At 74.6% G+C, this 25053-nt stretch carries 9 protein-coding genes; 1 reads left to right on the forward strand and 8 read right to left on the reverse strand.

The window, feature by feature from the left end:
- Positions 1 to 20 precede the first annotated feature (20 nt).
- From ACIRQY_RS03370 to ACIRQY_RS03405, 8 genes are all read right to left on the reverse strand, one after another.
- Positions 21 to 227, reverse strand: coding sequence for an MbtH family protein (locus tag ACIRQY_RS03370; protein WP_351784382.1), 207 nt, complete (start codon positions 225 to 227; stop codon positions 21 to 23).
- A 94-nt stretch (positions 228 to 321) separates the two neighbouring features.
- Positions 322 to 7557, reverse strand: coding sequence for an amino acid adenylation domain-containing protein (locus tag ACIRQY_RS03375; protein ID WP_403922107.1), 7236 nt, complete (start codon positions 7555 to 7557; stop codon positions 322 to 324).
- A gap of 662 nt (positions 7558 to 8219) precedes the next feature.
- Positions 8220 to 12047 carry a condensation domain-containing protein gene (locus tag ACIRQY_RS03380; RefSeq protein ID WP_403922109.1) on the reverse strand — a complete coding sequence of 1276 codons (3828 nt, stop codon included), beginning with the start codon at positions 12045 to 12047 and terminating at the stop codon, positions 8220 to 8222.
- Between the two features lie 76 nt (positions 12048 to 12123).
- The gene (locus ACIRQY_RS03385) at positions 12124 to 13956 is read right to left on the reverse strand and encodes an amino acid adenylation domain-containing protein (protein ID WP_403922111.1); all 1833 of its coding nucleotides are present in this window, start codon (positions 13954 to 13956) and stop codon (positions 12124 to 12126) included.
- Between the two features lie 7 nt (positions 13957 to 13963).
- Positions 13964 to 14998 carry a TauD/TfdA family dioxygenase gene (locus tag ACIRQY_RS03390; protein ID WP_403922113.1) on the reverse strand — a complete coding sequence of 345 codons (1035 nt, stop codon included), beginning with the start codon at positions 14996 to 14998 and terminating at the stop codon, positions 13964 to 13966.
- 177 nt (positions 14999 to 15175) lie between these two features.
- Positions 15176 to 15967: a thioesterase II family protein gene (locus ACIRQY_RS03395; RefSeq protein WP_403922115.1), complete on the reverse strand. Its 792-nt coding sequence runs from the start codon at positions 15965 to 15967 to the stop codon at positions 15176 to 15178.
- Positions 15964 to 22425, reverse strand: coding sequence for an amino acid adenylation domain-containing protein (locus ACIRQY_RS03400; protein WP_403922117.1), 6462 nt, complete (start codon positions 22423 to 22425; stop codon positions 15964 to 15966). The genes ACIRQY_RS03395 and ACIRQY_RS03400 overlap by 4 nt, the downstream gene beginning before the upstream one ends.
- 132 nt (positions 22426 to 22557) lie before the next feature.
- A complete protein-coding gene (locus tag ACIRQY_RS03405) occupies positions 22558 to 24027 on the reverse strand; it encodes a helix-turn-helix domain-containing protein (RefSeq protein ID WP_403922119.1) in 1470 nt (489 codons plus the stop codon).
- 457 nt (positions 24028 to 24484) lie between these two features.
- Between ACIRQY_RS03405 and ACIRQY_RS03410 the strand changes: the two genes are divergently transcribed.
- Positions 24485 to 24691 (forward strand): hypothetical protein, encoded by a 207-nt coding sequence (locus ACIRQY_RS03410; protein WP_351784038.1) that lies wholly within the window; start codon positions 24485 to 24487, stop codon positions 24689 to 24691.
- Positions 24692 to 25053 lie beyond the last annotated feature (362 nt).

The raw sequence follows: 25053 nt of genomic DNA on the forward strand, positions 1-25053 counted from the left end.
CTGTGCGGGGTGGAGGTGCGTCAGGCGTACTGCGCGAGCAGGCTCTTCGGGCGGATGTCCGTCCAGTTCTGCTCCACGTAGGCGAGGGCGTCGGAGCGGCCGGCCGCCTCCAGCACGACCTCCCAGCCTGCGGGAACGTCCGCGAAGGTCGGCCACAGGGCGTGCTGGCCCTCGTCGTTCACCACGACGTGGAAGGTGCCGTCGGCGTCGTCGAAGGGGTTCGTCATCACTGTCTCCTCAAGATGTGGAATCGATGCACTGAATTCATTCGGTGAATTCATGCGCGGAAGGGTGGGGCGGAATTGATGCGCGGAATTCTGTTCAGTGGGTGTGTGTGCTGCTGAAGGAATCGAGCTTCTCGGCGACGATCCGGCCGATCTCCCGGAGGGGTCCGGGTTCGGTCATGCCCAGGTGGGTGGAATCGACCGCGTGGTTCTCCAGGTTCCCGTCGAGGAAGGGACGCCACGAGGCGGCGAGCGCCCCCGGTTCCTCGCCCGGCCGGCGGGCCGTGAAGAACACCGTGTCCGCGGCGGCCTGTCCCGGTACGTACCGGGACATCAGTTCCGCGTGGGTGCGGGAGGCGCCCGCCACGGCCCGCAGCTCCGCGTCGGTGAACCCGGCGAGCACCGGATCGTCCCGGCGCGCCGCCTCGATCGCCGCGGCCACCGCCGCCGGGTCGGACGGGTCGGGGCCCTCGGCCGCCGCCGCGGCGGCGCGGGCGTGCGCGGGGCTGCCGGGACCCGTCCGGTGCACGTCCATCAGGGCCAGCAGCTCCACCTGCTCCCCGAGTTCCGCGAGCCGTACGGCCATGGCGTGCGCCACCGTGCCGCCGAAGGACCAGCCGAGCAGTCGGTAGGGGCCCCACGGCTGCACGAGCCGGACGCGCTCCAGATACTCCTCGGCCATCTCCTCCACGCTGCCCGGGGCGTGGCCCGGTTCGCTCAGGGCGCGGGCCTGGAGGGCGTACAGCGGCTGGTCCTCGCCGAGGTGCCGGGCGAGCCCGGCGTACGACCAGCCGACCCCCGTCCCGGGGTGCACGCAGAACAGCGGGCGGCGGCGGCCCCGGGTGCTCAGCGGCAGCAGCACCCCCATGGCGCCGCCGTCGGCGCCGTCCTGCTCGTGCGCCCGGAGCAGCCCGGCGACGGTCGGGGTGCGGAAGAGGTCGCGGACCCCGCGCTCCACGCCGAGGACCGTCCGCATCCGGCTCACGAGCCGGACGCCGAGGAGCGAATGACCGCCCAGGGTGAAGAAGTTGTCGTCGATGCCGACCTCCGGCACACCGAGGATCTCGGCGAAGAGTCCGCACAGCACCTCCTCGCGGGCGCTGCGGGGGCGTCGGCCCGACGCCGTCGCGGCGGGCCGCTCGGGGGCGGGCAGGGCCCGGCGGTCGGGCTTCCCGTTGACGGTCAGCGGGACGGCGTCCAGGACGACCACGGCGGCGGGCACCAGATGCGCGGGCAGCTCGGCGGCGGCCGTCGCGAGGACCTCGGCCCCGGTGACGGTGGTGCCCGCGCGGGGGACGACGTACCCGACGAGTTCCTTCTCGCCCGGCCGGTCCTCCCGGACGACGACCACGGCCTGTCCGACGGCGGGGTGCCGTGACAGGGCCTCCTCGGCCTCGCCGGGCTCGATGCGGAAGCCGCGCAGCTTCACCTGGCCGTCGGCCCGTCCCAGGAACCGCAGTTCGCCCTCGGGAGTCCGGCACACCAGGTCGCCGGTGCGGTACATCCGCCCGCCGTCGCCGTACGCGTCCGGCACGAACCGTTCCGATGTCAGCGCCGGCCGTCCGACGTACCCTCGGGCCACGTGCGAGCCCGCCACGTACAGCTCTCCCGGCACCCCGGGCGGCACGGGCCGCAGCCGTTCGTCGAGGACGTAGCCGCGGGTGTTGTCCATCGGCCGCCCCAGGAACACCCCGGGCAGTGTCCGCTCGTGGACGGCGAACCGCTGGTTGTGCGAGGCGAAGGTGGTCTCGGTGGGACCGTAGGAGTGGACGACCACGGTGTCCGGGCAGTGCGCGAGGACCCGGCGCAGGGCGCTCGGGGAGGCCGTGTCACCGCCCGTCCACACCTCCTTGAGCAGCCGGAGCGTGTCGAGACCCTCGTCGGCCATCACATGGAAGAGGCCCATCGTGAAGTAGGCGGCGGTGACCCCGTGGGCCCGGACCGTGCGGTCCAGTTCGGCGAGGTCGGCGCCGTCCCCGGGGGCGATCACCAGTTCCCCGCCGTGCAGCAGCGGCACCCACAGCTCGTACGTGGAGGCGTCGAAGCCGATCGCCGAGTGCACCAGCATCCGGGCGTGGTGGGCGACGTCCCACGCGCGGTCCGCGGCCAGCGCGGCCACGTTGGCGTGGGTGACCCCGACGCCCTTGGGGCGGCCGGTGGAGCCCGAGGTGAACATCACGTACATGAGGTCGTCCGCGGCGACCGGGACACCGGGATCGCCCGGGTCCGCCACGACACCGTCCGCCACGACACTGCCCACCGCGTCGCCGTGCCCCGCGTCGTCGTCTCCCGCGTCCGCCACGAGCACCGGAAGACCGGCCTCCCGCGCCGCCGTCACGGCCGCCGCGTCCGCCAGGGAACCGTCCGTGACCAGGGCGCCCGCCCCCGCGTCCGCCAGCATCATCGCCAGGCGCGCCTCCGGCAGCGCCGGGTCCAGCGGCAGATAGGCCGCACCGCACTTGAGGGCCGCGAGCGCCGCCACCACGAGCAGCGGGCCGCGCTCCAGGAGGACGCCGACGGCGGGGCGCGGGGCGGGCGCCACGGCGAGCAGCCGGTGCGCCAGGACGTTGGCCCGGGAGTCGAGTTCGGCGTACGAGAGGGTCTCGGCGCCGAAGGTCACGGCGGGCGCGTCGGGCGTCCGGCGGGCCCGCTCCGCGAGCAGGACGTGCACCGGGCCCGGGGCGAACGGCCCCTCGGCGGCGGCGTCGTGGGCGGTGTCGTCGTGCTCGCGGACGAGCAGCGCGTGCTCCTCGGGCGTCAGCCGCCCCAACTCGTTTATCCGCAGGCCCGGATCGGCCGCCACCGCCTCCAGGGTCGCGGCGATCCGGCCGCCGAGCAGCTCGGCGGTGGCCGCGTCGTACAGGTCGGTGGCGTACTCCAGAGCCCCGGAGAGCCCGGCGGGAGCGCCGTCCGGCCCGTGGGCCTCCCACAGGGCGAGCGTCATGTCGAACTTGGTCGAGCCGTTCTCCACCGCCACCGGGGTCCCGGCGAGGGCCGCGTCGCCGAGCCCGGCCGTGTAGTCCTGGTGGAGCTGCACGATCACCTGCACCAGCGGGTGGTGGGCGGTGGAGCGGCGCGGGTTGAGGTGCTCGACGAGCCGGTCGAAGGGGAGTTCCTGATGGGCGTAAGCCGCCAGGGCGGTCTCCCGGACCCGGCCGAGCAGCTCCCGGAACGACGGGTCGCCCGAGGTGTCCGTGCGCAGCACCAGCGTGTTGACGAAGAAGCCGACGAGCCCGCCGAGCGCGTCGTCGTCGCGGCCCGCCGCCATCGTGCCGAGCGGCAGGTCCGTGCCCGCGCCGTGCCGGGTCAGGGTCGCGGCGAGGGCCGCCTGCACCACCATGAACAGGGTGGTGCCGGTCTCCCGGGCCAGCCGGGCCAGCGTCGTGTGCGTCGAGGCGGTCACCTCCAGCGGGACCCGGGCGCCCCGATGGGTGGCCTCGGCGGGCCGGGTGCGCGCCACCGGAAGCTCCAGGACCGGCGGCAGGTCCGCCAACTCCCGCTCCCAGAAGGCGAGATCGCTGTCCGCGCGTCCGTCATGGGCCGCGCCGAGCTGCCACAGGGTGTAGTCGGCGTACTGCACCGGCAGGGGCTCCCAGCCGGGTGCCCGTCCCGCGAGCCGGGCGCCGTACGCGGCCGAGAGGTCCGCGAGCAGCGGGCCCGTGGACCAGCCGTCGCCCGCGATGTGGTGCAGGAGGAGCACCAGCACCTGACCGCCGCCGTCGTCCGGAGTGATCAGCCAGGCCCGCAGGGGCACATCCCGCGCCAGGTCGAACACGTGCCCGGCGGCCGAGGCCAGGGCGCGGTCCAGCTCCCCGGCGGGCACCTCGGCCACTTCGAGGACCGGCCGGGCGCCGTCCAGGATCCGCTGGTACGGCTCGCCCTCGACCGCCGGGTACACGGTCCGAAGCACCTCGTGCCGGGCGGCGACGTCCGCGAGCGCGGCGGTCAGCGCCGGAGCGTCCAGGGCCCGCGCGGGCCGCAGCACGATCGGGATGTTGTACGAGGGACCGGCGCCCTCCAGCTCGTTCACGAACCACAGCCTGCGCTGGGCGTACGACAGCGGCAGCCGCTCCGGCCGCCGGGCGGCCCTGACCAGCGGCTCCCGCCGCACCCGCCCGGCCCGCCCGTCGCCCCCGGCCGACCCGTCACCGGTCGCCGTGCCGTCCGCACCCGGGGCGTCCCCGTCCGCCGGGCGCTCCGCGATCCGGCGGGCGAGCCGGGCGGGGCTCGGCGCCAGGAAGAGGTCCCGGATGCGCACCTCGACACGGAGGAGCGCGCGGACCCGGTTGCAGAGCCGCACTCCCGACATGGAGTGCCCGCCGATCGAGAAGAAGTCCTCGTCGGCGCCGACCCGTTCGACGCCCAGCACCTCGGCGAACAAGGCCTGGAGGGCCTCCTGGTGCGGTGCCGCGCCCAGCCCGGCGCCGCTCCCGGCCGACCGGTCCTCCTCCGCCGCGCGGGCGGCGGCCAGCTCGGCGACGGCCGTCCGGCGCGCCGCGAGCCCCTCCCGCTCCTCCGGCGTCACCAGGGCGAGCGCGCAGGGCCGCAGCCCCGGGTCGGCGGCGCACGCCCGCAGCACCCGCTCGAAGACGTCGAGCAGCAGCCGCGCGGTCGACCCGTCGAAGAGATCGGTGGCGTACTGCAGCCAGACGTCGAGCCCGGTGGCGTTCCCGGCCTCGTCCCGGCCGTCGAAGCAGGACGCCATCAGGTCGAACTTCGCGACCCGCAGCCCACTGTCCGCGAACCGCCCCCGAAGCCCGCCGAGTTCCGTCGTCCGCTCACCACCGGGCGCCCCGCCCTGCACGGTCAGCATCACCTGGAACAGCGGGTGGCGGCCCAGGACGCGCTCCGGGTTGAGCTGCTCCACGAGCAGGTCGAAGGGCAGCTCCTGGTGGGCGTAGGCGGCGAGGTCGGCGTCCCGTACGCGCTCCACCAGCTCCCCGAAGGTCGGCGCGCCCGAGGTGTCGGTCCGCAGGACCAGCGTGTTGACGAAGAAGCCGACGAGATCGCCCAGCGCCTCGTCGGAACGCCCCGCCACCGGGGTGCCCAGGGGGACGTCCGGGCCGGTACCGGTGGCGGCCAGGGTGACCGCGAGCGCCGCCTGGAGCACCATCATCATGCTCGCGCCGCGCTCGTCGGCGAGCCGGGCCAGCCGGCCCTGGACGTCCGCGTCGAGCCGGGCGGTGACCGTGGCGCCCCGGTGCGAGGGCTCGGCGGGCCGCGGCCGGTCCACGGGGAGCGGCGCCGCGCCCGGCATCCCGGCCAACGCCTCCTTCCAGTAGTCGAGCTGACGGTGGGCCAGGCTCTCGGGGTCCGTCACCTCGCCGAGCAGCTCGTGCTGCCAGAGGGTGTAGTCGGCGTACTGCACCGGCAGCGGCTCCCCGCCGGGCGCGCGGCCCGCGAGCCGGGCCTCGTAGGCGGTGGCCAGGTCCCGGAGCAGCGGATCGACCGACCAGCCGTCACCGGCCACGTGGTGCAGCAGCAGGACGAGCGTGGACGCGCCGTCCCCGGTGTCGAGGAGACGGGCCCGGAAGGGCCGCTCACGGGTGAGGTCGAAGGGCTCGGCGGTCCGCGCGGCGACCCGCGCGGCCAGTTCCCCGGGAGCGCACCTCTCGACGGTGAAGAGCGGCGGCGCCGTGTCCAGGACGTGCTGGTACGGCTCGCCCCCGGCGGCCGGGAACACCGTCCGCAGCACCTCGTGCCGCTCCACCAGGTCCGTCAGGGCGGCGGCCAGCGCGACCCGGTCGGGCAGCCCGTCAAGCTCCACCACGACGGGCATGTTGTACGTCGCCGAGGGACCCTCCATCCGGCCGATGAGCCACAGCCTGCGCTGCGCGGCCGACAGCGGCACCCGGTCGGCCTCGTCGAGGAGCACCAGCGGCGGGCACGGGTCGGTGGTCCGCAGGACCTTCCGGGCGATCTTCCCCGAACTGGTCCGGGGCAGCTCGGGGACCAGCGCGACCACGCTGGGCACGGCCGCTGCGGGCATCGACTCCCGTACGGCGTCCCGGAGTTCCTCCGCCCCGACGCCCGGCTCGACCACGGCGAAGGCGACCAGCCGCTTGACCCCGGCCTCCGCCTCCTGGGCGACCACGGCCACCTCACGGACCCCCGGGTGGCCGGAGAGCACCGACTCCACGGAAGCCGGGTCGATCCGCTGGCCGCCGATCTTCACCTCGTCGTCGATCCGGCCGTGGTAGTCGATCTGTCCATCGGCCCGGAAGCTCGCCACGTCCCCCGTTCGGTAGGCGCGCTCGCCGCCCAGCGACGTGAACCGGCGCGCGTTCAGTTCCGGGCGCCCGAGGTAACCCAGGGTCAGACCACCGCCCAGGAGCCACAGTTCGCCGTCCACGAGCGCACCGCGCACCCCCGGCAGCGGACGGCCGATGGGCACGGGACCGTCCTCGTAGCCGGACAGGTCCGCGACGGTGGCGACGACGGTCGTCTCCGTCGGACCGTACACGTTGAGGAGCCGCACCCGGCCCTCCACCAGACGGCACCACTGCGCCACCCGCTCGGGCAGCGCCGCCTCGCCGTAGATGAGGACCGTGCGCAGGCACTCCGGGAGCGCGACGAGACCGGCGGCCAGCGCGTACACCAGCTCGTGCCAGTACGCGGCGGGCAGATCGAGCACGCTCACCCCGTGGGCCGCACAGCCCGCGAGAAGGTCCCGCACGTCCAGCATGTCGTCGGTGCGGAGCACCAGCACACCGCCCGCGCCGAGCGTGCAGAAGATCTCCTGCACACTGGCGTCGAAGTGCAGCGGGCTGAACTGCAGCACCCGGTCCTCGGCGCCGATGCCGTACGCGGGGGTCGCCCCGGCCACGAAATGGGCGAGCGAACCGTGCCCGACGACCACGCCGTTGGGCGTTCCCGTCGACCCCGACGTGTAGATGACGTAGGCGGCGTCCTCGGGTGCCCCGGGGCCGCCGAGCACCAGCTCGCCCCGCGCGGCGACCTCGGCCGGCTCGGGTGCGGCGTCCCCGCAGGCGTCGGCGAGGATCGCCGCGTTGCGGGCGTCCGGCGCCTGGATGTCCAGCGGCAGATACGCGGCGCCGGTCCGCAGCACGGCCAGGAGCCCCACGATCGCCCGCAGACCACGGGGCCGGTGCACCGCGACCAGCCGCCCGGGGCCCGCCCCGAGCGCGGCCAGCTCGGCGGCCCGCGCGGCGACGGCCCCGGCCAGCTCGCCGTACGTCATCCGTTCGTCCCCGTGGACCAGCGCGAGGCGCCCGGGGCCCGCGGCGACCCGGGCGTCGATCCGGTCGAGCACGCGCGGCGCGGGCCGCACCGCGGGGCCGCCGTCGAGGAGCATCGGCTCGGGTGCGGGCATCGTGAGTCCTCCAGCGGGAACGGGGGTGAGGGCCGGGGGCGTCGGTGCCGCTCGCCTCCGTGCCTCCACGCTAGGCGCGCCCCACCTGCCCGGCGGGCAGTCCCTCCGGCAGAATCCCCGGCGGATACTGCCGCAAGGGGCCACCGCCGGGGGAGCCGTGGTGCGGGTCGCCCCGCCGGGAGCCGCCTCCCCGGAGACAGCCTCGGCGCGGGCCCGGTGGCGGGCCGTGAGCCGGTCCTTGCGGGCGGGCGGGGAGCACGAGCAGCCGTCAGGACCGACCGGAGCCCCTCCTGCACCGGTGGTTCCCGCCGCCGCACGCGGAACGGCCCGGCCGTCGTGGCCGGGCCGAGAACACCGCCACGAAGCGGTGGCGTACGGAACGAGGCCGAGGCCGAGGAGGGACGGAGCACCGTCCTCGGCAACCCGGCCCCGGGGGCCGGCTGAACGGCATCCGGCCCGGGAGTCGGCTGGACGGCATCCTCCCCCGGGGTGGGCTGGACAGCACCCAGCTCCGGGGGGCACCCCGCCCCGGGGTCGGCTGTCCTCCCGGGTCCGCTGGAGGGCTTCCCGCCCGCCCCGGGGCTCCAGGTGTCAGCCGGACACCGCCCCCGCCCCGACCGCCAGCCGGACGCCCCCGGCCACCCCCGGGCTCCTCCCGGCCGTCAGCTCGTCGGCACCCGCGTCCCTGCCCGGGTGCGGCGGCGCAGGGCGGGTGCCTTCGCCGGGGCCTTCGTGGCGGGCTCGGCGAGCCGCGCGGCGAGGGTGGCGACCGTCGGATGACGGAACACCTCCCGCAGGGTGATCTCCCGGCCGAGGTCCGCCCGCACCCGGTTCACCAACTGCACCGCGAGCAGCGAATGCCCGCCCACCCGGAAGAAGTTGTCGTCCCGGCCGACCGCGCGTCCGCCGAGCAGCTCCGTGAACAGGGCGCCGACCCGCTCCTCCCACGGCGTGGCCGTCTCCACCCTCGGTTCCCGCCCCGGCTCCGGCAGGGCCCCCGGGTCGACGCCGCCGTCCGCGTCCCTCGGCAGCCCGGGAAGGACCACCACCACCGCGGGCACCAGATACCCGGGCAGCCGCCCGGCCGCCCAGGACCGCAGCTCCGCCGCCTCCACGGCCGCCGCGCCGGGCCGCCGCACCACATAGGCCAGCAGCCGGTCCGCGCGGACCGCTGTGGCCGCCTCCGCGACCGCCGGATGCGCGGTGAGCGCCGCCTCCACCCGGCCGGGCTCCACCACGTACCCGCCGACAGCGCTGTCCCCGAGCGTCCGCAGCACCCCGTCGGTGCCCCGCACCGCCCGCCGCCCGGTCCGCACCGGCGGACCGCCCGCCGCGTCCCCGCGCCGGTGCACCTCACCCGGGACGCCCACCGGTACCGGCCGCCCCCGCCCGTCCAGGACGAGTTCCTCGCCGTCCGCCGTCCCTCCGGCCGTGGCGTCCTCGTACACCAGGTCCTCCACCCGCTGCTCCGGGTCGGCGGCGACCGCCCGCAGGGTGGCCACCAGGCGCTCCGTGAGCAGCGCGGCGGTGGCGGGGGTGAAGAGGTCCGTCGCGTACTCCAGTACGCCCGTCAGTCCGCCCGGCTCCCCGGCGGCGTCCCGGCCCGCCGTCAGCGCGAACGTCAGATCGGTCTTCGCGCTGTCCGTCCCGAACGGCACCGGTGTCCCCGACAGGGCCGAGGGCGCCGCCCCGCCGCCGGAGGTGTGCACCTGGAGCATCACCTGCACCAGCGGATGATGGGCGGAGGACCGGAGCGGGTTGAGGTGCTCCACGAGCCGGTCGAAGGGCACGTCCTGGTGCCCGAAGGCCCCGAGGTCGGTCTCCCTGACCCGGCCGAGCAGCTCCGTGAAGCGCGGGTCGCCGTCCGTGGACGTCCGCAGGACCAGGGTGTTCACGAAGAACCCGGCGAGCCGGTGCAGGGCGTCGTCGCCGCGCCCCGCCACCGTGGTGCCCACCGCGGGCCCGGAACCGGCCCCATGACGGCTCAGCAGCGCGAGCAGCGCCGCCTGCACCACCATGAACAGGGTCGTACCGGTGGCGTGCGCGGTACCCACCAGGGCCCGGTGGGTCTCCGCGTCCAGCGAGAAGGGGGCCAGCGCGCCCCGATGGGACGGCTCGGCCGGACGCGGACGGTCGGTCGGCAGTCCGGTCAGCGGCGGAAGATCCGCCAGATTCTCCTTCCAGTACGTCAACTGACGGGACATCAGACTGTCCGCCCGTTCGGCGTCCCCGAGCAGCTCCCGCTGCCACAGGGTGTAGTCGGCGTACTGGACCGGCAGCGGTTCCCGCCCCGGTTCCCGCCCCGCGAGCCGTGCCGTGTACGCCTCCGCCAGGTCGGCGAGCAGGTGCTCGGTGGACCAGCCGTCCCCGGCGATGTGGTGCACCAGCAGGACGAGCACCTGACCGCCGTCCGCCGCGCAGTCGATCAGGGCGGCCCGGAAGGGGATCTCCGTGGCCAGGTCGAAGACGTACCCCGCCGCCGTGTCCACCGCCGCCGCGACGCCCGCCGCGTCCGCGACCCGCACCAGCGCGAGCTCGGGCCGGACACCGGACCGGATCTCCTGGTACGGCTCGCCCGCGAACGACGGATACACGGTCCGCAGCACCTCGTGCCGCTCCGCCACGTCCGCGAGCGCCCGCGCGAACGGCCCCGCGAGCAGCGGCCGGTCGAGCCGCCGCACCAGCGGAATGTTGTACGTGGCGCTGCGCCCCTCCAACTGCCCCACGAACCACAGGCTCCGCTGCGCGTACGACAGCGGCAGCCGCTCGGGCCGCTCGGCCGGAGGCACCGGACGCAGCGCCGGGCGCGTTCCGCCGTCGCCGCCCCGTTCCCCGATGCGCCGGGCGAGACCCGCCGGGGTCGGCGCGAGGAACAGGTCACGGATGCCCGCCTCCCGGCCCACCACCGCCCGCACCCGGTTCATCAGCTTCCCGGCGAGCAGCGAATGCCCGCCCGAGCGGAAGAAGTTGTCCTCTGCGCCGACCCGTCCGAGGCCGAGCACCTCGGCGAAGAGCCCGCAGAGGATCTCCGCGAGCGGCCCCGCGTCGCTCCCGTCCGCCGGGCCCGCCTCCCGCTCCTCGGCGCGCCGCTCGGCGGCGGCGACGGCCAGCCGCTCGTGCCGGTCCGCGAGTGCGGCACGCTCGTCCTCCCCGGCCAGGGCGAGTTCCCCGAGCCGGGCGGCGGGCCGCTCGGCGAAGGCCAGGAGCGCCCGGACGTACAGGTCGAGGAGGAGACGCGCGGTCCCCTCGTCGAACAGGTCCGTCGCGTACTGGACGGCGACCTCCAGACCGTCGGGCCCGCCCGCCGCGCCCTGCCGTTCGGCGCACACCACCGTCAGGTCGAACTTCGCCGCCGCCAGGTCCGAGGTTTCCAGCGCCGCGGCGACCGGCCCGAACGCGATCCGCTCCGGCGTCCCGGCGTCCTGGAGGCTCAGCATCACCTGGAAGAAGGGATGGTGGGAGAGCGAACGGTCGGGGTTGAGATGCTCCACGAGGAGGTCGAACGGCAGCTCCTCGTGGGCGTACGCGGCGAGGTCGGTGGTCCGCACCCGGTCCACCAGCTCCATGACGGTGGGGTCGCCCGACAGATCGGTGCGCAGCGCGAGGGAGTTCACGAAGAAGCCGACCAGCTCGTACAGGTCCTCCTCGGGACGACCCGCCACCGGCGTCCCGATCGCCAGGTCCTCGCCCGCCCCGGCGGCCGAGAGCGCCGTCGCGAGCGCCGCCCGCACCACCATGAACAGGCTCGCGCCCGCCTTCCGCGACAGCGTGAGCAGCCCCCGGTGGGCCTCGGGCCCGATCCGCGCGGTGACCGTACCGCCCCGGTGGCTGGGCTCGGCGGGCCGGGGCCGGTCCGCCGGCAGCGCCGTCACCGGCGGCAGCCCCGCAAGGGCTTCCGTCCAGTGGTCCAGCTGCTCGCGGGCCAGGCTGCCGGGGTCGGCCGGGTCGCCGAGCAGCTCGTGCTGCCACAGGGTGTAGTCGGTGTAGCGGACGGGGAGTCCGGGCCGGTCGGGGGCCTTCCCGGCGAGCCGCGCCGCGTACGCCTCCGTGAGGTCGCGCAGCAGCGGGCCGAGCGACCAGCCGTCGGTGGCCACGTGGTGGAGCAGCAGGACGAGCACCGAGCCGGGGCCGTCCTCGGGCAGGAAGAGCGTCGCGCGGAAGGGGAGTTGGGAGCCGATGTCGAAGGTCTCCCGGCCGAACCGGGCGACCCGCTCGTCCAGGCCGGACGCCGGGCACTCCCGTACCGACAGGGTGATGTCGGCCTCCGGGGCGACGTCCTGGTACGGCTCCCCGTCCGGCCCGGCGGGGAACACCGTGCGCAGCACCTCGTGCCGCCGGACCAGGTCCTCGAGCGCCGCCCGGAGGGCCGGAAGCTCCGGGACCCCGTCGAGCCGCAGCACGACCGGCGCGTTGTACGTCGAGGACGGGCCGTCGAGCCGGTTCAGGAACCACAGACGACGCTGGGCGAAGGACAGGGGGATCACGGTCATCCTCGGGGTGATCGGGGGCGAGTGGAGCGGGGCCGGAAGGGCGGGGGCGCGGGGTGCGGGGTGCGGAACAGGGAGGTCAGGGCTTCGGCGCCGCGAGCAACTCCTCGATGTGCCGGGCCAGATCGCGCAGGCGCGGGTGCGAGTAGACCGCCTTCACCGGCAGCGCCACCTTCAGCTCGGCCCGCACCCGCGAGACCAGCTTGATCGCGAGCAGCGAGTGGCCGCCCAGCTTGAAGAAGTTGTCCTCGGGGCCGATCCGGGAGGCGCCGAGCACCGTGGCCCACACACCGCCGATCAACCGCTCGACCTCGCCGGAGAGTTCACCGTTGTCGACGGCACCTTCCGGTTCCCGCGCGGCGGGCGCGGGCAGCGCGGCCCGGTCCAGCTTGCCGTTCGTGGTGGTCGGGAAGCGGTCCAGCGCGGTGAACGAGGACGGCACCATGTACGAGGGCAGCTCGGCCGCGAGCAGGGTGCGCAGCTCCTCCGCCGTCACCCCGGCGCCGGTCGCCGCCCGGTAGTAGGCGGCGAGCCCCGGCGCGCCGCCCTGGTCCTCCCGTACGAGCACCGCGGCTTCGGCGACGCCCGGGAAGCGGGTCAGCGCGGCCTCGATCTCCGGCAGTTCGATGCGGTGGCCGCGCAGCTTCACCTGTCCGTCGGCGCGGCCCAGGGAGACCAGCCGGCCGTCCGGGCGCATCCGGCACAGGTCACCGGTCCGGTACATCCGGCCGCCGCCTGCCGGGTCCTCGACGTCCGGCACGAACCGGTCCGCGGTCAGGGCGGGGCGCCCCCGGTAACCGCGACCCACCCGGGGCCCGGCGAGGTACAGCTCGCCGGTCGCGCCCTCGGGGACCGGCCGCAGCCTCTCGTCCAGGAGCCGCGTCCGCAGTCCCGGGAGCACGGTACCGATGTGCGGCTCCGTGTCCGGCCCCTCGATCCACCCGGCGGTGGAGTCGACCGTGCACTCGGTGGGCCCGTACAGGTTCACCGCGCGGACCGTCCCGGCGGCGGCGCGGGCCGCGATCCGCCGCCACAGCGCGGGCGACACCGCCTCACCGCCCACCAGGAGGGTCAGCGGGCGCGGACCGCCGTCGGCCGACAGCAGGTCCAGCAGCGGATCGGCGTGCGAGGGCGTCAGATCGAGATCGGTGAGGGCGTGCGCGTCCACGAAGGCGGCGAGCAGCGCGGGATCCCGCCGGGTCTCCTCGTCGATCATCACCAGGGTGTCGCCCCGGCAGAGCCGCACCCACTGCTGGACGGAGGCGTCGAAGGAGGGGGAGGCGTTCCAGCCGACCCGCCCGCCGTCGGTGACGGCGATCCCCGCCCCCTCCAGCTCGGCGAGCAGCGCGGCGGCGGACGCCCGGCCGATCTCCACGCCCTTGGGGCGGCCGGTGGACCCGGAGGTGTAGATGACGTAGGCGAGCGTGTCGGCGGACACGGCCACCGGCCGGAACTCCTCCGCGTCCGGACCGGGCGCGCCCAGCTCGGCGGCGGTCAGGTGCGGCACGCCCCCGGTGAGCGGCTCCGCCCCGGCCCCGGACGTCACGACCAGGTCGGCGCGGGCGTCCTCGACGAGATAGCGGCGCCGGTCGGCGGGGAGGTTCGGGTCGACGGGCAGATAGGCGGCACCGGCGGTGAGGGTGCCGACGAGGGCGGCGACCAGGTCCGCGCCGCGCGGCAGGCAGAGCGCGACGACGCTCTCGCGGCCGATCCCGAGACCGGCGAGGCGGGCGGCGATCCGGGCGGCCTCGGCGCGCAGTTCCGCGAAGTCGAGGGTGCGGTCGGCGGCGACCACGGCGGTACGGCCGCCGGGGACCCGGGCGAGCCGCTCCATCAGGTCGGCGGGTGCGGCGGACGGGACGGCGGTACGGGGGGCGGGCGCGGTGGCGCGCTCGGGCAGGACGGCGGTCATCTCGGGTTCACTCCCCGTGGCGGGCGGTCGAAGGGGCGGTCTCGGGGGAGCAGTCGGCGAGGGAGACCGGCTCGCCCATGGCGACGAGGATCTTCCGGTCGCCCGCGTATGCCTCGCGGCCGTGGGCGCACAGGACGTTGTCGACGAGCATCAGGTCGCCCCGCTGCCAGGTCTCGCGGACGGTGACCCGGTCGTACACCTCGTTGACGAGGTCCACCTCGGCGTCGGTCAGCGGCGTTCCGTCGCCCAGATAGGTGGAGAACGGCAGACCGTCCTCGCCGTACGTCTCCAGGAGGACCTCACGGACGTCCTCGTCGAGGGTGCGGCTGTTCCAGAACGCGAAGTGGTTGAACCAGACCTTCTCGCCGGTCACCGGGTGGGTGACGATCGCCGAGCGGCGCTGGGTGGTCCGCATCGAGTCGTCGTCGAGCCACTCGTAGCCGACGGTGTTCTCCCGGCAGTAGGCCTCGGCGACGGACTTGTCCTCGGTGGCGAAGGTCTTGTACCAGGGCAGGCCCGCCAGCTCGGAGTAGTTGCGCACCAGGAGCCAGCCGGCCCGTGCGAAGCGCTCGGCCAGCTCCGGCGGCAGCAGCCGCAGGGCCTCGCGCATGTCGCCGACGGTGGTGGCGCCGCCCTCGGCGGGCGCGGTGACGCAGCCGAAGAGCAGCACGCCGGGGAAGTCCAGGGTGTAGCTGTTCTCGTTGTGCAGCCGGATCGGCTGCACCGCCGGCAGGTCGGTGGAGGAGAACACGCCCTCGCCGAAGTCGGTGCGCGGGGTGGCCTTCTCCTTGTATCCGGCGCGCTCCCTGATGAGGGAGTCCCGGGCGCGGGCGAAGTCGGCCGCGTCGGTCACCGGGAGGCCCCGCAGGAGGACCGCGCCGGAGCGGTGCAGCTCGGCCCGGACGGCGTCGCGCTGCCCGTCCAGCCAGGCGGCGGCCTCGGTCATGGAGCCGAAGGCGGGGGTGCGGACGACGACGGGCTTGCCGGGCTCGCGGACGATGTCGAGCGCGGTCGCCGTGGTCGGTTCGGCGTACGTGGTCATGGGAAGTCCTCGGATCGGTCGGTGCGGAAGGGACAGCGGAAGAGGAGAAGAGGAAGCGGGGGAAGCGAGGGAGGTGGGGAAGCGGCGGGGAGAGGGCGCGGCCTTCGAGGTGCGGCCGGGGGCCGGACCGCCGGTGATCCTGAATCCCGTCGGTGAAGGGGGGAAGACGGGCGGGGGTCAGACCGCGCTCGGGGTCGGGGCGGGCGCCACGGCGGCGTCGAGCACCGGGTTGACCAGCGCGAAGAACGCGTCGAGCCGCTGCTGGAAGTAGAAGTGCCCGCCGGGCAGCACCTCGGTGGTGAAGGCGTGCTCGGTGACCGCGGCCCAGTGGCGCAGGTTCTCCGCCGGTGCCACCGGGTCGGCGTCGCCGCCGATGACGGTGACCGGGCAGTCCACCCGGGCGTCCCGGTCGGCGCACTGGTAGACGTCGTCGATGGCGAAGTCCGCGCGGATCGACGGCAGGACGATCTCCCGCAGCTCCGGCTCGTCCAGGATCGAGTCGTCGGTGCCGCCCCGCTCCTTGATCGCCGCCACCAGGGCGTCGTCGTCGAGGAGTTCGGGGTGCACGGCACACGGGTTGGCCAGGAACGGCGCCCGGCAGGCCGAGGCGATCAGGGCGCGCGGGGTGCGCCCGGCCGCCTGGAGGGCGCGGACGACCTCGAAGGCGACCAGGGAGCCCATGCTGTGCCCGAGGACCACCAGCTCGCCCGCGTCGGCCGGGAGCGCCTCCACGACCGGCCCGGACAGATCGTCCACGGACTCCGGAAGGTCCTCCGAGAAGCGGGCCCCCCGGCCCGGGTACTGGCCGATCAGCAGCCGTACGTCCGACGGCAGGTGCTCCCGCCACTCGGCGTAGGCGTGGGCGTTGCCGCCCGCGTGCGGGAGGACCAGGAGCGAGAGCCGGTGCGGCCCGCTGCCGGGCAGGTCCCAGACGACGTCCTCGGGCACGGGGCGCGGGTCGTGGGTCATGAACTTCTCCGATCGGTGTGGGTGTCGTCGGCGGTACGGCGGCGCAGCGCGGGCCTGGCCCGCTTGGCCGGGGCCGTCTCCTGGGCCGCCACATGGGCGGCGAGGGCGGCGGGGGTGGGATGCAGGAAGACGTCGCGGGTGGTGAGCCGGGCGGGGAGGGCGGAGCCGAGCGCGGTGGCGATGCGTCCGGTGAGGCGGGCGGCGAGCAGGGAGTGGCCGCCGAGGTCGAAGAAGTCGTCGTCGACGCCCACGGGGCCGCTCGCGCCGAGCACGTCCGCGAACAGCGCGCACAGGGTCCGCTCGACGGGGGTGCGCGGCGGCCGTCCGCCGCCGGTGGTACGGGTGGGGGCGTCGACCCGGGGCAGGGCCCGCTTGTCGATCTTCCCGTTGGCGGTGAGCGGCAGCCGGTCCAGGACGGCGATCCTGGTGGGCACCAGATGCTCGGGGAGCAGACCGCGCAGGCGCTCCCGCAGCGCGGCCGGTTCGGCGGCGGGACCCGCCGGGTCGGCCACGACGTACCCGACGAGGATCTTCTCGCCGCCCTCGGGCCGGCTGGGGTCACCGTCCGTGCGGACCAGGACCGTCGCCTGGGCGACCGAGTCGTCGCTGAGCAGGGCCGCCTCGACCTCGGCGGGTTCGACCCGGAAGCCGCGGATCTTGACCTGCTCGTCGGCGCGCCCGAGGTAGTCGAGTGCCCCGTCGGGCCTGCGTCTGACCAGGTCTCCGGTGCGGTAGAGGCGGGTGCCGGGGGGGCCGTAGGGGTTGGGGGTGAAGTGGGTTGCGGTGGTGGTGGGTTGGTGGTGGTAGCCGTGGGCGAGTCCGTGTCCGGTGAGGTAGAGCTCGCCGGTGGTGCCGGGGGGTGTGGGGTTGAGGTGGGTGTCGAGGATGTAGGTGTGTTTGTTGGTGAGGGGGGTGCCGATGGGGTGGGTGGTGGGGGGTGTGGGTGTGGGGTGGATGGTGTGGGTGGTGGTGAAGCCGAGGGATTCGGCGGGGCCGTATCCGTTGGTGATGGTGAGGTGGGGGTGGTGGGTGTGGAGTTTGTGGGTGTGGGTGGGGCTGGCGGGTTCGCCGCCGGTGTAGGTGGTGTGGGTGGTGGTGAAGGTGTGGGGGTGTTCGTCGGTGAGGTGGTTGAAGAGGCTGGAGGAGAGTTGGAGCATGGTGATGTGGTGGTGGGTGGTGAGGTGGGTGATGTGGGTGGGGTCGGGGCGTTGTCCGGGTTGGAGGATGGTGGTGCCGCCGTGGAGGAGGGCGCCCCAGTATTCGAGGCTGAAGGCGTCCCAGGAGACGGGGGAGCATTGGAGGAAGGTTTCGGTGGGTCCGAAGGTGCAGTAGGTCTGTTGGGTGAGGGTGGAGACGAGGTTGCGGTGGGAGGAGAGGATGCCTTTGGGGCGTCCGGTGGATCCTGAGGTGAACATCACGCAGGCGATGTCCTGGGGAGTGAGCCGTACGTCAGGGTTCTCCGTCGGCCGTGCGGAGATCGCCGTTTCCTCCCGGTCCACCAGGACCGTCCGCCAGGAGCCCGGGACCCGCGCGGACTGCGTCTCGTCCGTCACGAGGACGGTGATCCCGGCCCGCTCGGCGCTCGACGCCAGGCGTTCGTCGGGGAACTCGGGGTCCAGGAGGGCGTATCCGGCTCCGGTCTTGACGACGGCGAGGACGGCGACGGCGAAGGCGTTGCTCCGGTCGAGGAGGACGCCCGCGAGGTCGCCCCTGCGCAGTCCCGCGTCGATCAGATGGTGGGCCAGACGGTTGGCCCGCTCATTCAACTCGCGGTAACTGAGGGTCTCTTCGCCGAAGACGACCGCCGGGTGCTCCGGGCGCAGCCGCACCTGCTCCTCGAACAGCTCCGCCAGCGTCCCGTCACCGATCTCGACCTCCACGCCCCGGCCCTCCGCGAGCAGCCGCAGCCGTTCCGCCTCGTCGACGAGGGCGAAGCCGCTCAGGAGCCGCTCCGGATCGGCCACCGCCTGTTCCAGCACCCGGCGCAGCATCCCGGCCGTCCGCTCGACCGTCGGGGCGTCGAAGAGGTCCGTCGCGTACACCACGGCCCCCGTCAGACCCGCCTCCTCGTCCCCGGAGAGCAGGAACTCCAGGTCGAACTTGGCGGAGCCGTTGGACACCGCCGTCGTCCGCAGGGTCCGCGCCCCGGCGAGTTCGGGACCGGGCGTCGTGCCGTTCTCCAGGGCCAGGCACACCTGGAACAGCGGGTGCCGGGCGAGCGAGCGGCGCGGGTTCACCGCTTCGAGGACCAGGTCGAAAGGGGCGTCCTGGTGGGCGTACGCGTCGAGGTCGGCGGTCCGCACCCGGCCGAGCAGATCGCGGAAACTCGGGTCCCGCGCGGTGTCCGTCCGCAGCACCAGGGTGTTCACGAAGAACCCCACCAGGTCCATCAGGCGCTCGTCGGGGCGGCCGGCGACCGGAGCCCCGACCGCGAGATCGGTCCCCGCGCCCAGCCGGGTCAGCGTCGCAGCGAGCGCCGCGTGCACCACCATGAACGGGGTGCACCGCTCCCGCCGGGCGAGGGCCGTGATCCCCCGGTACAGCTCGGCACCGAAGTCGACCCGTACGACACCGCCCCGGTGCGTGGCCACGGCGGGCCGGGGCCGGTCGTAGATCGGGCCCAGTTCCTCGGGGAGCCCGTCGAGCGCACGCCGCCAGTGCGCGAGGTCCCTGCCCAGTGGACTCTCCGGGTCGTCGGCGGCACCGAGCGCCCCTCGCTGCCAGTGTGCGAAGTCGGCGTACCGGACCGGAAGTTCGTCCTTCCATTCGGTGTCCTCGCCCAGCTTCCGGGCGGCGTAGGCGGTGGACAGGTCCGCGAACAGCGGGGCGAGGGACTGTCCGTCCGTGGCGATGTGGTGCAGCAGGACGAGGAGTTCGTACCGGTCCGCGCCGAGATCGAAGAGCGTCACCCGCAGCGGGCACTCGACAGCGGGGTCGAAGGCGTGTCCGGCCGCCGTGGCGACGGCCTCGTCCAGCCCTTCCGGAGTCACCCGCCGGCGCTCGAACACCAGCCGCTCGGGACCGGCCGACAGGACCCGCTGCCGGGGCTCCCCCTCCACCCGTACGAACACCGTGCGCAAGGGCTCGTGACGGGTCATCACGTCGATGAAGGCGGCCCGCAGCGCGTCGGCGTCCACCGGCCCTTCGAGACGTACGCTCATCGGCACGTTGTACGAGGAACCGCCCTGCTCCAGATCGGCGATCAGCCACAGTCGCCGCTGGGCGAACGAGAGCGGCGGCAGCGCGCAGCTGCGCTGTCCCGAGGTCAGCGGCGGAAGGGCCGGACGGCCGCCCTCGGTGGCGAGCCGCAGGGCGAGCGCGGCGGGCGTCGGGTGCTGGAAGACGTCCCGGATGGTGAGCCGTACGTCGAGCGCGCTGGCGATGCGTCCGGTGAGGCGGGCGGCGAGCAGGGAGTGACCGCCGAGATCGAAGAAACCGTCGTCCGCGCCCGGGACGCCCGGGGTGCCGAGGACCTCGGCGAACAGTCCGCAGAGGATCTCCTCCACCGGTGTGCGCGGCGCCCGGCTCTCGCCCGCGCCACGGACGGAGTCCGGCTCCGGGTCCGGCAGAGCCCGCTTGTCGATCTTCCCGTTGGCGGTCAGCGGCAGCCGGTCCACGACCACGACGAACGCCGGGACCATGTGCTCCGGCAGCAGCGTCGCGGCCAGCGCGCGGACCTCCCGCGCGCCGAGGGCCGGATCGTCGACCGTCACGTACGCGACCAGCTGGGTGGCCCCGTGCCGGTCCGGACGGGCCAGGACCGCCGCGCCCAGAACGCCCGGCCGGCCGGTGAGGGCGGTCTCGATCTCGGTGGGCTCCACCCGGAAGCCGCGCACCTTGATCTGGGAGTCGGTGCGCCCCGCGTAGTGGAGACGGCCCTCCGCGTCCCAGTACGCCAGGTCTCCGGTGCGGTAGAGGCGGGTGCCGGGGGGTCCGTAGGGGTTGGGGGTGAAGTGGGTTGCGGTGGTGGTGGGTTGGTGGTGGTAGCCGTGGGCGAGTCCGTGTCCGGTGAGGTAGAGCTCGCCGGTGGTGCCGGGGGGTGTGGGGTTGAGGTGGGTGTCGAGGATGTAGGTGTGTTTGTTGGTGAGGGGGGTGCCGATGGGGTGGGTGGTGGGGGGTGTGGGTGTGGGGTGGATGGTGTGGGTGGTGGTGAAGCCGAGGGATTCGGCGGGGCCGTATCCGTTGGTGATGGTGAGGTGGGGGTGGTGGGTGTGGAGTTTGTGGGTGTGGGTGGGGCTGGCGGGTTCGCCGCCGGTGTAGGTGGTGTGGGTGGTGGTGAAGGTGTGGGGGTGTTCGTCGGTGAGGTGGTTGAAGAGGCTGGAGGAGAGTTGGAGCATGGTGATGTGGTGGTGGGTGGTGAGGTGGGTGATGTGGGTGGGGTCGGGGCGTTGTCCGGGTTGGAGGATGGTGGTGCCGCCGTGGAGGAGGGCGCCCCAGTATTCGAGGCTGAAGGCGTCCCAGGAGACGGGGGAGCATTGGAGGAAGGTTTCGGTGGGTCCGAAGGTGCAGTAGGTCTGTTGGGTGAGGGTGGAGACGAGGTTGCGGTGTGAGGAGAGGATGCCTTTGGGGCGTCCGGTGGATCCTGAGGTGAACATCACGCAGGCGACATCGTCACCGGTGACTGTCTTCCCCGGGTTCCCCGCGGGGCGGCCCGCTATCGCCGCCTCCTCCCGGTCCACCAGGACCGTCCGCCACGCTCCCGGCAGACGCCCCGCCTGCCGGACGTCCGTGACCAGGGACGCGATCCGGGCGTCCGCCGCCGTGTTCGCCAGGCGTTCGTCGGGGAACTCGGGGTCCAGGAGGGCGTATCCGGCTCCGGTCTTGACGACGGCGAGGACGGCGACGGCGAAGGCGTTGCCCCGGTCGAGCAGGACGCCCGCGAGGTCGCCCCTGCGCAGTCCCGCGTCGATCAGATGGTGGGCCAGACGGTTGGCGCGCTCGTTCAACTCGCGGTAACTGAGGGTCTCTTCGCCGAAGATGACCGCCGGGTGCTCCGGGCGCAGCCGTACCTGCTCCTCGAACAGCTCCGCCAGCGTCCCGTCACCGATCTCGACCTCCACACCCCGGCGCTCGTCGAGGAGCAGTCGGCGCTCGGCCGGATCGAGCAGGTCCACCGCGCGCACGACGGCGTCCATCCGGGCCAGGGCCGTGTCCACGAACCGCAGGAACCGCACCTGGTGGTCCCCGACGGCCGCCAGATCGCACACCTCCGGCGCCGCGTCGAAGTCGACCCGCAGACCCACCTCGGGACCCCGGTCGTACACCCCGATCGCCAGGTCCTCCACCGGCCCGTTGCTCAGATTGTGCGCCAGGGTCGGCAGCCCGCCGAAGTCCAGCTCCGGCGCGAACGCCATCAGGTTCACCAGCGGCGCGGTGAGCCGCCGCTCACCCTCGCCCAGACCCAGGTCACGGCACATGTCCTCGTACCGGGTCCGCTGGTGCTTCAGACCGTGCCTGGCCTCCGCCACCACCGTGCGCACCAGCTCGGAGAGCGAGGCGCCGGGATCGACCGCGAGCCGCAGCGGCACCACGTTCGACGCCATTCCCGGCGTACGGCGGGCCAGCTCCGACGTACGGCCCGTCACCGGAAGCCCGAGCGTCAGCTCCGTACGCCCGCTGATCCGGTGGACGTACGCGGCGACCAGCGCCACCATCAGGATCGGCCACCGGGTCCGGTGGGCGCGCGCCACCTCCCGCAGCCGGTCGGCCCGCTCGGGCGTGATCACCGCGGAGCGGCGGACGAACGGCCGCCCCTCGGCCAGTTCCTCCGGCACCTCCGCCGTACGGCCCTCGGCGATCCGGGGGGTCTCCGGCAGCCCCGCCAGGTGCTCCGCCCAGTGGGCGCGCTCGGCCGCCGCCTCCGGCGACGCCCGGTGCGCCGCGTCCTCCGCGAGCAGCTCCGGCAGCGTCCCGAACGGCGTCGGACCCCACGGCTCGCCCGCGAGCGCCCGCCCGTACAGCTCCGCGAGCCGCTGGTCCAGCAGGGCTGCGGCCATCCCGTCCAGCAGCACGTGGTGATAGCACTTCACGTACAGGTAGTGCTCGGGGCCCAGCCGCAGCAGGGCGTGCCGGGTCAGCGGGCCCGCCGTCAGGTCGTAGGGGGCGGCGAGGAGGCGCAGGGCCCACGCGCGGCCCTCCGCCGCCGGGTCCGCCGTGCCGCTCAGGTCCACCGACTCGATCCGCCGGTCGCCCGGCTCCGCGTCCAGGACCTGCCAGACACCGTCCTCGTCGGACCCGGTGGTGCGGACGCGCAGCACGTCCGCCTCGGTGACCAGCTGGTACCAGGCGGCGGCGAACAGCTCCTCGTCCACCGCGCCCCGGATCTCGTGGTACTCGCCGATGTTGTAGCGACGACCGGAGGGGTCGAGGTGGTGGGCCATCCAGATGTCGTGCTGCGCTGCCGACAACGGCAGCCGCAGGGCTGCCGCACCGGAGGCGGTACCAGCGTCGGACGCCATGAGCGAGCTCCTTGGGAGAGACGGGGTGCGGGCCGGCCGACTCCGGGGCGTTCCGCGCACCAACCGGCCGATGTCATCCAAACCCGGAGGGCCCGCCCCGGGCGGCAGTTGCCCCGGCACTCCGGCAGCAGCTCAGTGCGCGGCGGCAGCCAGAGCGGCGGGCCCGGCACCTTCGACGGCCGCCCGGCCGTCCGCCGCGTCCGCACCGCTGTGGAAGGCACGGACCAGCTGGAGCACCCGGAACCGGGACCGGCCCGCCTCCTGACTCGGTCTTATCACCCCGCTGATCAGCAGGTCCCGCACCGCGCGCCCGCTCTCCGGCAGCCCCAGGCCGGTCAGCCGCACGACCTCGTCCAGTCCGAAGCCGCCGTCCGCCCCGGGGTCCTCGCCCCGCGCGCACAGAATGGCGAGGAGCGTGCGCCGGGCGGGCGAGAGCCGCGCCAGCCCACGGTGCAGTGCCGCCCGGAAGCGCGACCCGCCGTCACCTCCCGCGAGATGGTCCAGCAGCGGCGCCGGATCACCGTCCAGACTCGCGCGGAGCGTCGCCAGATCGCACACGGCCAGCCAGGAGGCCGCCGCGCCCAGCGCCATCGGATGCCCGTCCAGCCGCCGGCAGATCCGTACCACCTCCGTCAGATCGGCACCCGTGGGAACGAACTCGGGCCGCACCCGCCGCACATGGTCGAGGAACAGGCCCACCGAAGGCGCCGACAGTGCCTCCTGATCCGCGCCCGGACGGGCGGACGGCGCGGCGGGAACCTCCAACGGGCCCAGCAGGAACGGGCGTTCGCCCGGCACCTGCCACGGCTGCTCCGACGTCACCAGGAGCCGGAGCCCCGGGCACTCCCGCATCAGCCCGGTGAGCCGGTCGAACCGGGGAGCAACCTCCGGCGCCCCGTCCAGGACGAGCAGCACGGCCCGGTCACCGATCAGTTCCGGCAGCGACTCACCCGCGCGCCCAGCGTCCGCCGCCGAGGCGCGCGGCACGCCCTCCACCGGGGCGAAGAGGTGCTCCACGGCCATGTGGACGAGCCGGTCGGCCCGCCCGGACCCGGCGGGCGCGAGATAGTCCCGGGGCGCCCCGGGGAAGGCGTACCAGAGGACCGGGAACCCCGACGCGTACAGCCGGTCCGCCACCTCCAGGGCCAGCCGGGTCTTGCCCACCCCGCTCAACCCCACCACGTTGACCAGGCGTTCCGTCGCGGAGGACAGCTCCCGCACCATCGCCTCGGTCTCCGCCTCACGGCCCGTGAGCCCGTGCAGCGCGGTCGGCGGGGCGGGCTGCTCCGCGTCCAGGACGGCCCCGGCGGAACCGGTCACGCACCGCCCCTGATGGGCCGCCGCCTCCAGCGCCGTCCGGGCACGGGCGCCGAGCCTGAGCGCGTCGGCCATCAGCCGCACGGTGTCGGCGCGGGGCCGGGTGGCCTTGCCCTGCTCCAGGTCGCGGATGGCCCGCACGCTGATCGTGGACAGGTCGGCCAGCTCCCGCTGGGTGAGGCCGATCCGCAGCCGGTGGCTCCTGATGAGGGCGCCGAGACGGGCGCTCTCCCGGAGGCCGGAGGGTCCTTCGGCTGCCGCGGTGGACGGGCCGGTCATGCTCATCTGCGCTCCCGCGAGTCGTGGTGGGGAACCCCCTGGCAGGTGCGGTCCGGCTCCCCTCCTCGTGGGGCGGTCGCCGTCCGGTTCCTGTTCCCATCGTTCGAGTCGCGCTATCCGCGGAACATCACGGTGCCAAGGGAGCCTCGTCGTCGCAGGTCAGAGCATGTGACCCGGTCCGTCGACCGGCCCCGGCGGCAGCCCGTGATAGCGGGCGCCCCACGGGCCGCTATCACGGCCCCGCGCCCGTCGGCACGGTGATAACGGGGGGATAGGGGCGGGGCCGGTCGGACGATTCCGGCGCTTCCTAACGTGGTGCCCACAGAGAACGAAGCAGGGAACGAAGCAGGAAAAGGAACGGAACGGCGCGAAGCGGGAAACGGACGCAGCGCGCAGCACGGGACGCGGCGCATATGGAACGCACCGCACGGCCACCGCACCGACAACCGAAGGGACTTCTCAGATGAACCTCGCCAAGGCCTTCCGCACCGCCCTCCTCACCGCCGCCCTCGCCGGTGTGGCCGTCCTCGGAGCCCAGGCGGCGTACGCCGACGACGTCCCGGCCCCCACGGGGACCACCCAGGCGGCCCCCGCGGGCCCCGCCGATGGTGCCGCCGTCCCCGCGCCGACCCCGACCCCCACCGCGACGAACAACGACCCCTGGGACTGACCGGCCGGCCGAAGGCCGCCACCCAGCCCGACCCCTCTCAGCGACACCCCGTGTACGACGGCCGGTCAGACCCCGGCCCCCGGCCCCCGGCCCCTGGAACGACGACCAGCAGGCCCGACGGTCCCGCGAACGACACCCCGTGCGGACGACCGGGTGTCGGCACCCCGAGGTCCGGACAGTGTCCGCGCAGCTCCCACACCCGGAAGCGGCACCCCGTACGACGGCCGGGAAACCCCGGCGCGACGCCCCGGTCCGACACTCCTGGTCCCGAGGCCCCCGGTCCGACGCTCCCGTTCCGACACCCCCGGAACGACGACGGCCCGGAGACAGGCCCTGAGGCAGCCCCCGGGCACGGCACCGGA

It is taken from the genome of Streptomyces sp. NPDC101490, from assembly GCF_044767145.1.
In the GTDB taxonomy this organism is placed as follows: domain Bacteria; phylum Actinomycetota; class Actinomycetes; order Streptomycetales; family Streptomycetaceae; genus Streptomyces.

What these genes read in the sequence shown, in the direction of transcription:
- ACIRQY_RS03385 (WP_403922111.1), bottom strand. Translation starts at nt 13,956, where the DNA reads ATGACCGCCGTCCTGCCCGAGCGCGCCACCGCGCCCGCCCCCCGTACC.
- ACIRQY_RS03370 (WP_351784382.1), bottom strand. Translation starts at nt 227, where the DNA reads ATGACGAACCCCTTCGACGACGCCGACGGCACCTTCCACGTCGTGGTG.
- ACIRQY_RS03395 (WP_403922115.1), bottom strand. Translation starts at nt 15,967, where the DNA reads ATGACCCACGACCCGCGCCCCGTGCCCGAGGACGTCGTCTGGGACCTG.
- ACIRQY_RS03410 (WP_351784038.1), top strand. Translation starts at nt 24,485, where the DNA reads ATGAACCTCGCCAAGGCCTTCCGCACCGCCCTCCTCACCGCCGCCCTC.
- ACIRQY_RS03400 (WP_403922117.1), bottom strand. Translation starts at nt 22,425, where the DNA reads ATGGCGTCCGACGCTGGTACCGCCTCCGGTGCGGCAGCCCTGCGGCTG.
- ACIRQY_RS03375 (WP_403922107.1), bottom strand. Translation starts at nt 7,557, where the DNA reads ATGCCCGCACCCGAGCCGATGCTCCTCGACGGCGGCCCCGCGGTGCGG.
- ACIRQY_RS03405 (WP_403922119.1), bottom strand. Translation starts at nt 24,027, where the DNA reads ATGAGCATGACCGGCCCGTCCACCGCGGCAGCCGAAGGACCCTCCGGC.
- ACIRQY_RS03390 (WP_403922113.1), bottom strand. Translation starts at nt 14,998, where the DNA reads ATGACCACGTACGCCGAACCGACCACGGCGACCGCGCTCGACATCGTC.
- ACIRQY_RS03380 (WP_403922109.1), bottom strand. Translation starts at nt 12,047, where the DNA reads ATGACCGTGATCCCCCTGTCCTTCGCCCAGCGTCGTCTGTGGTTCCTG.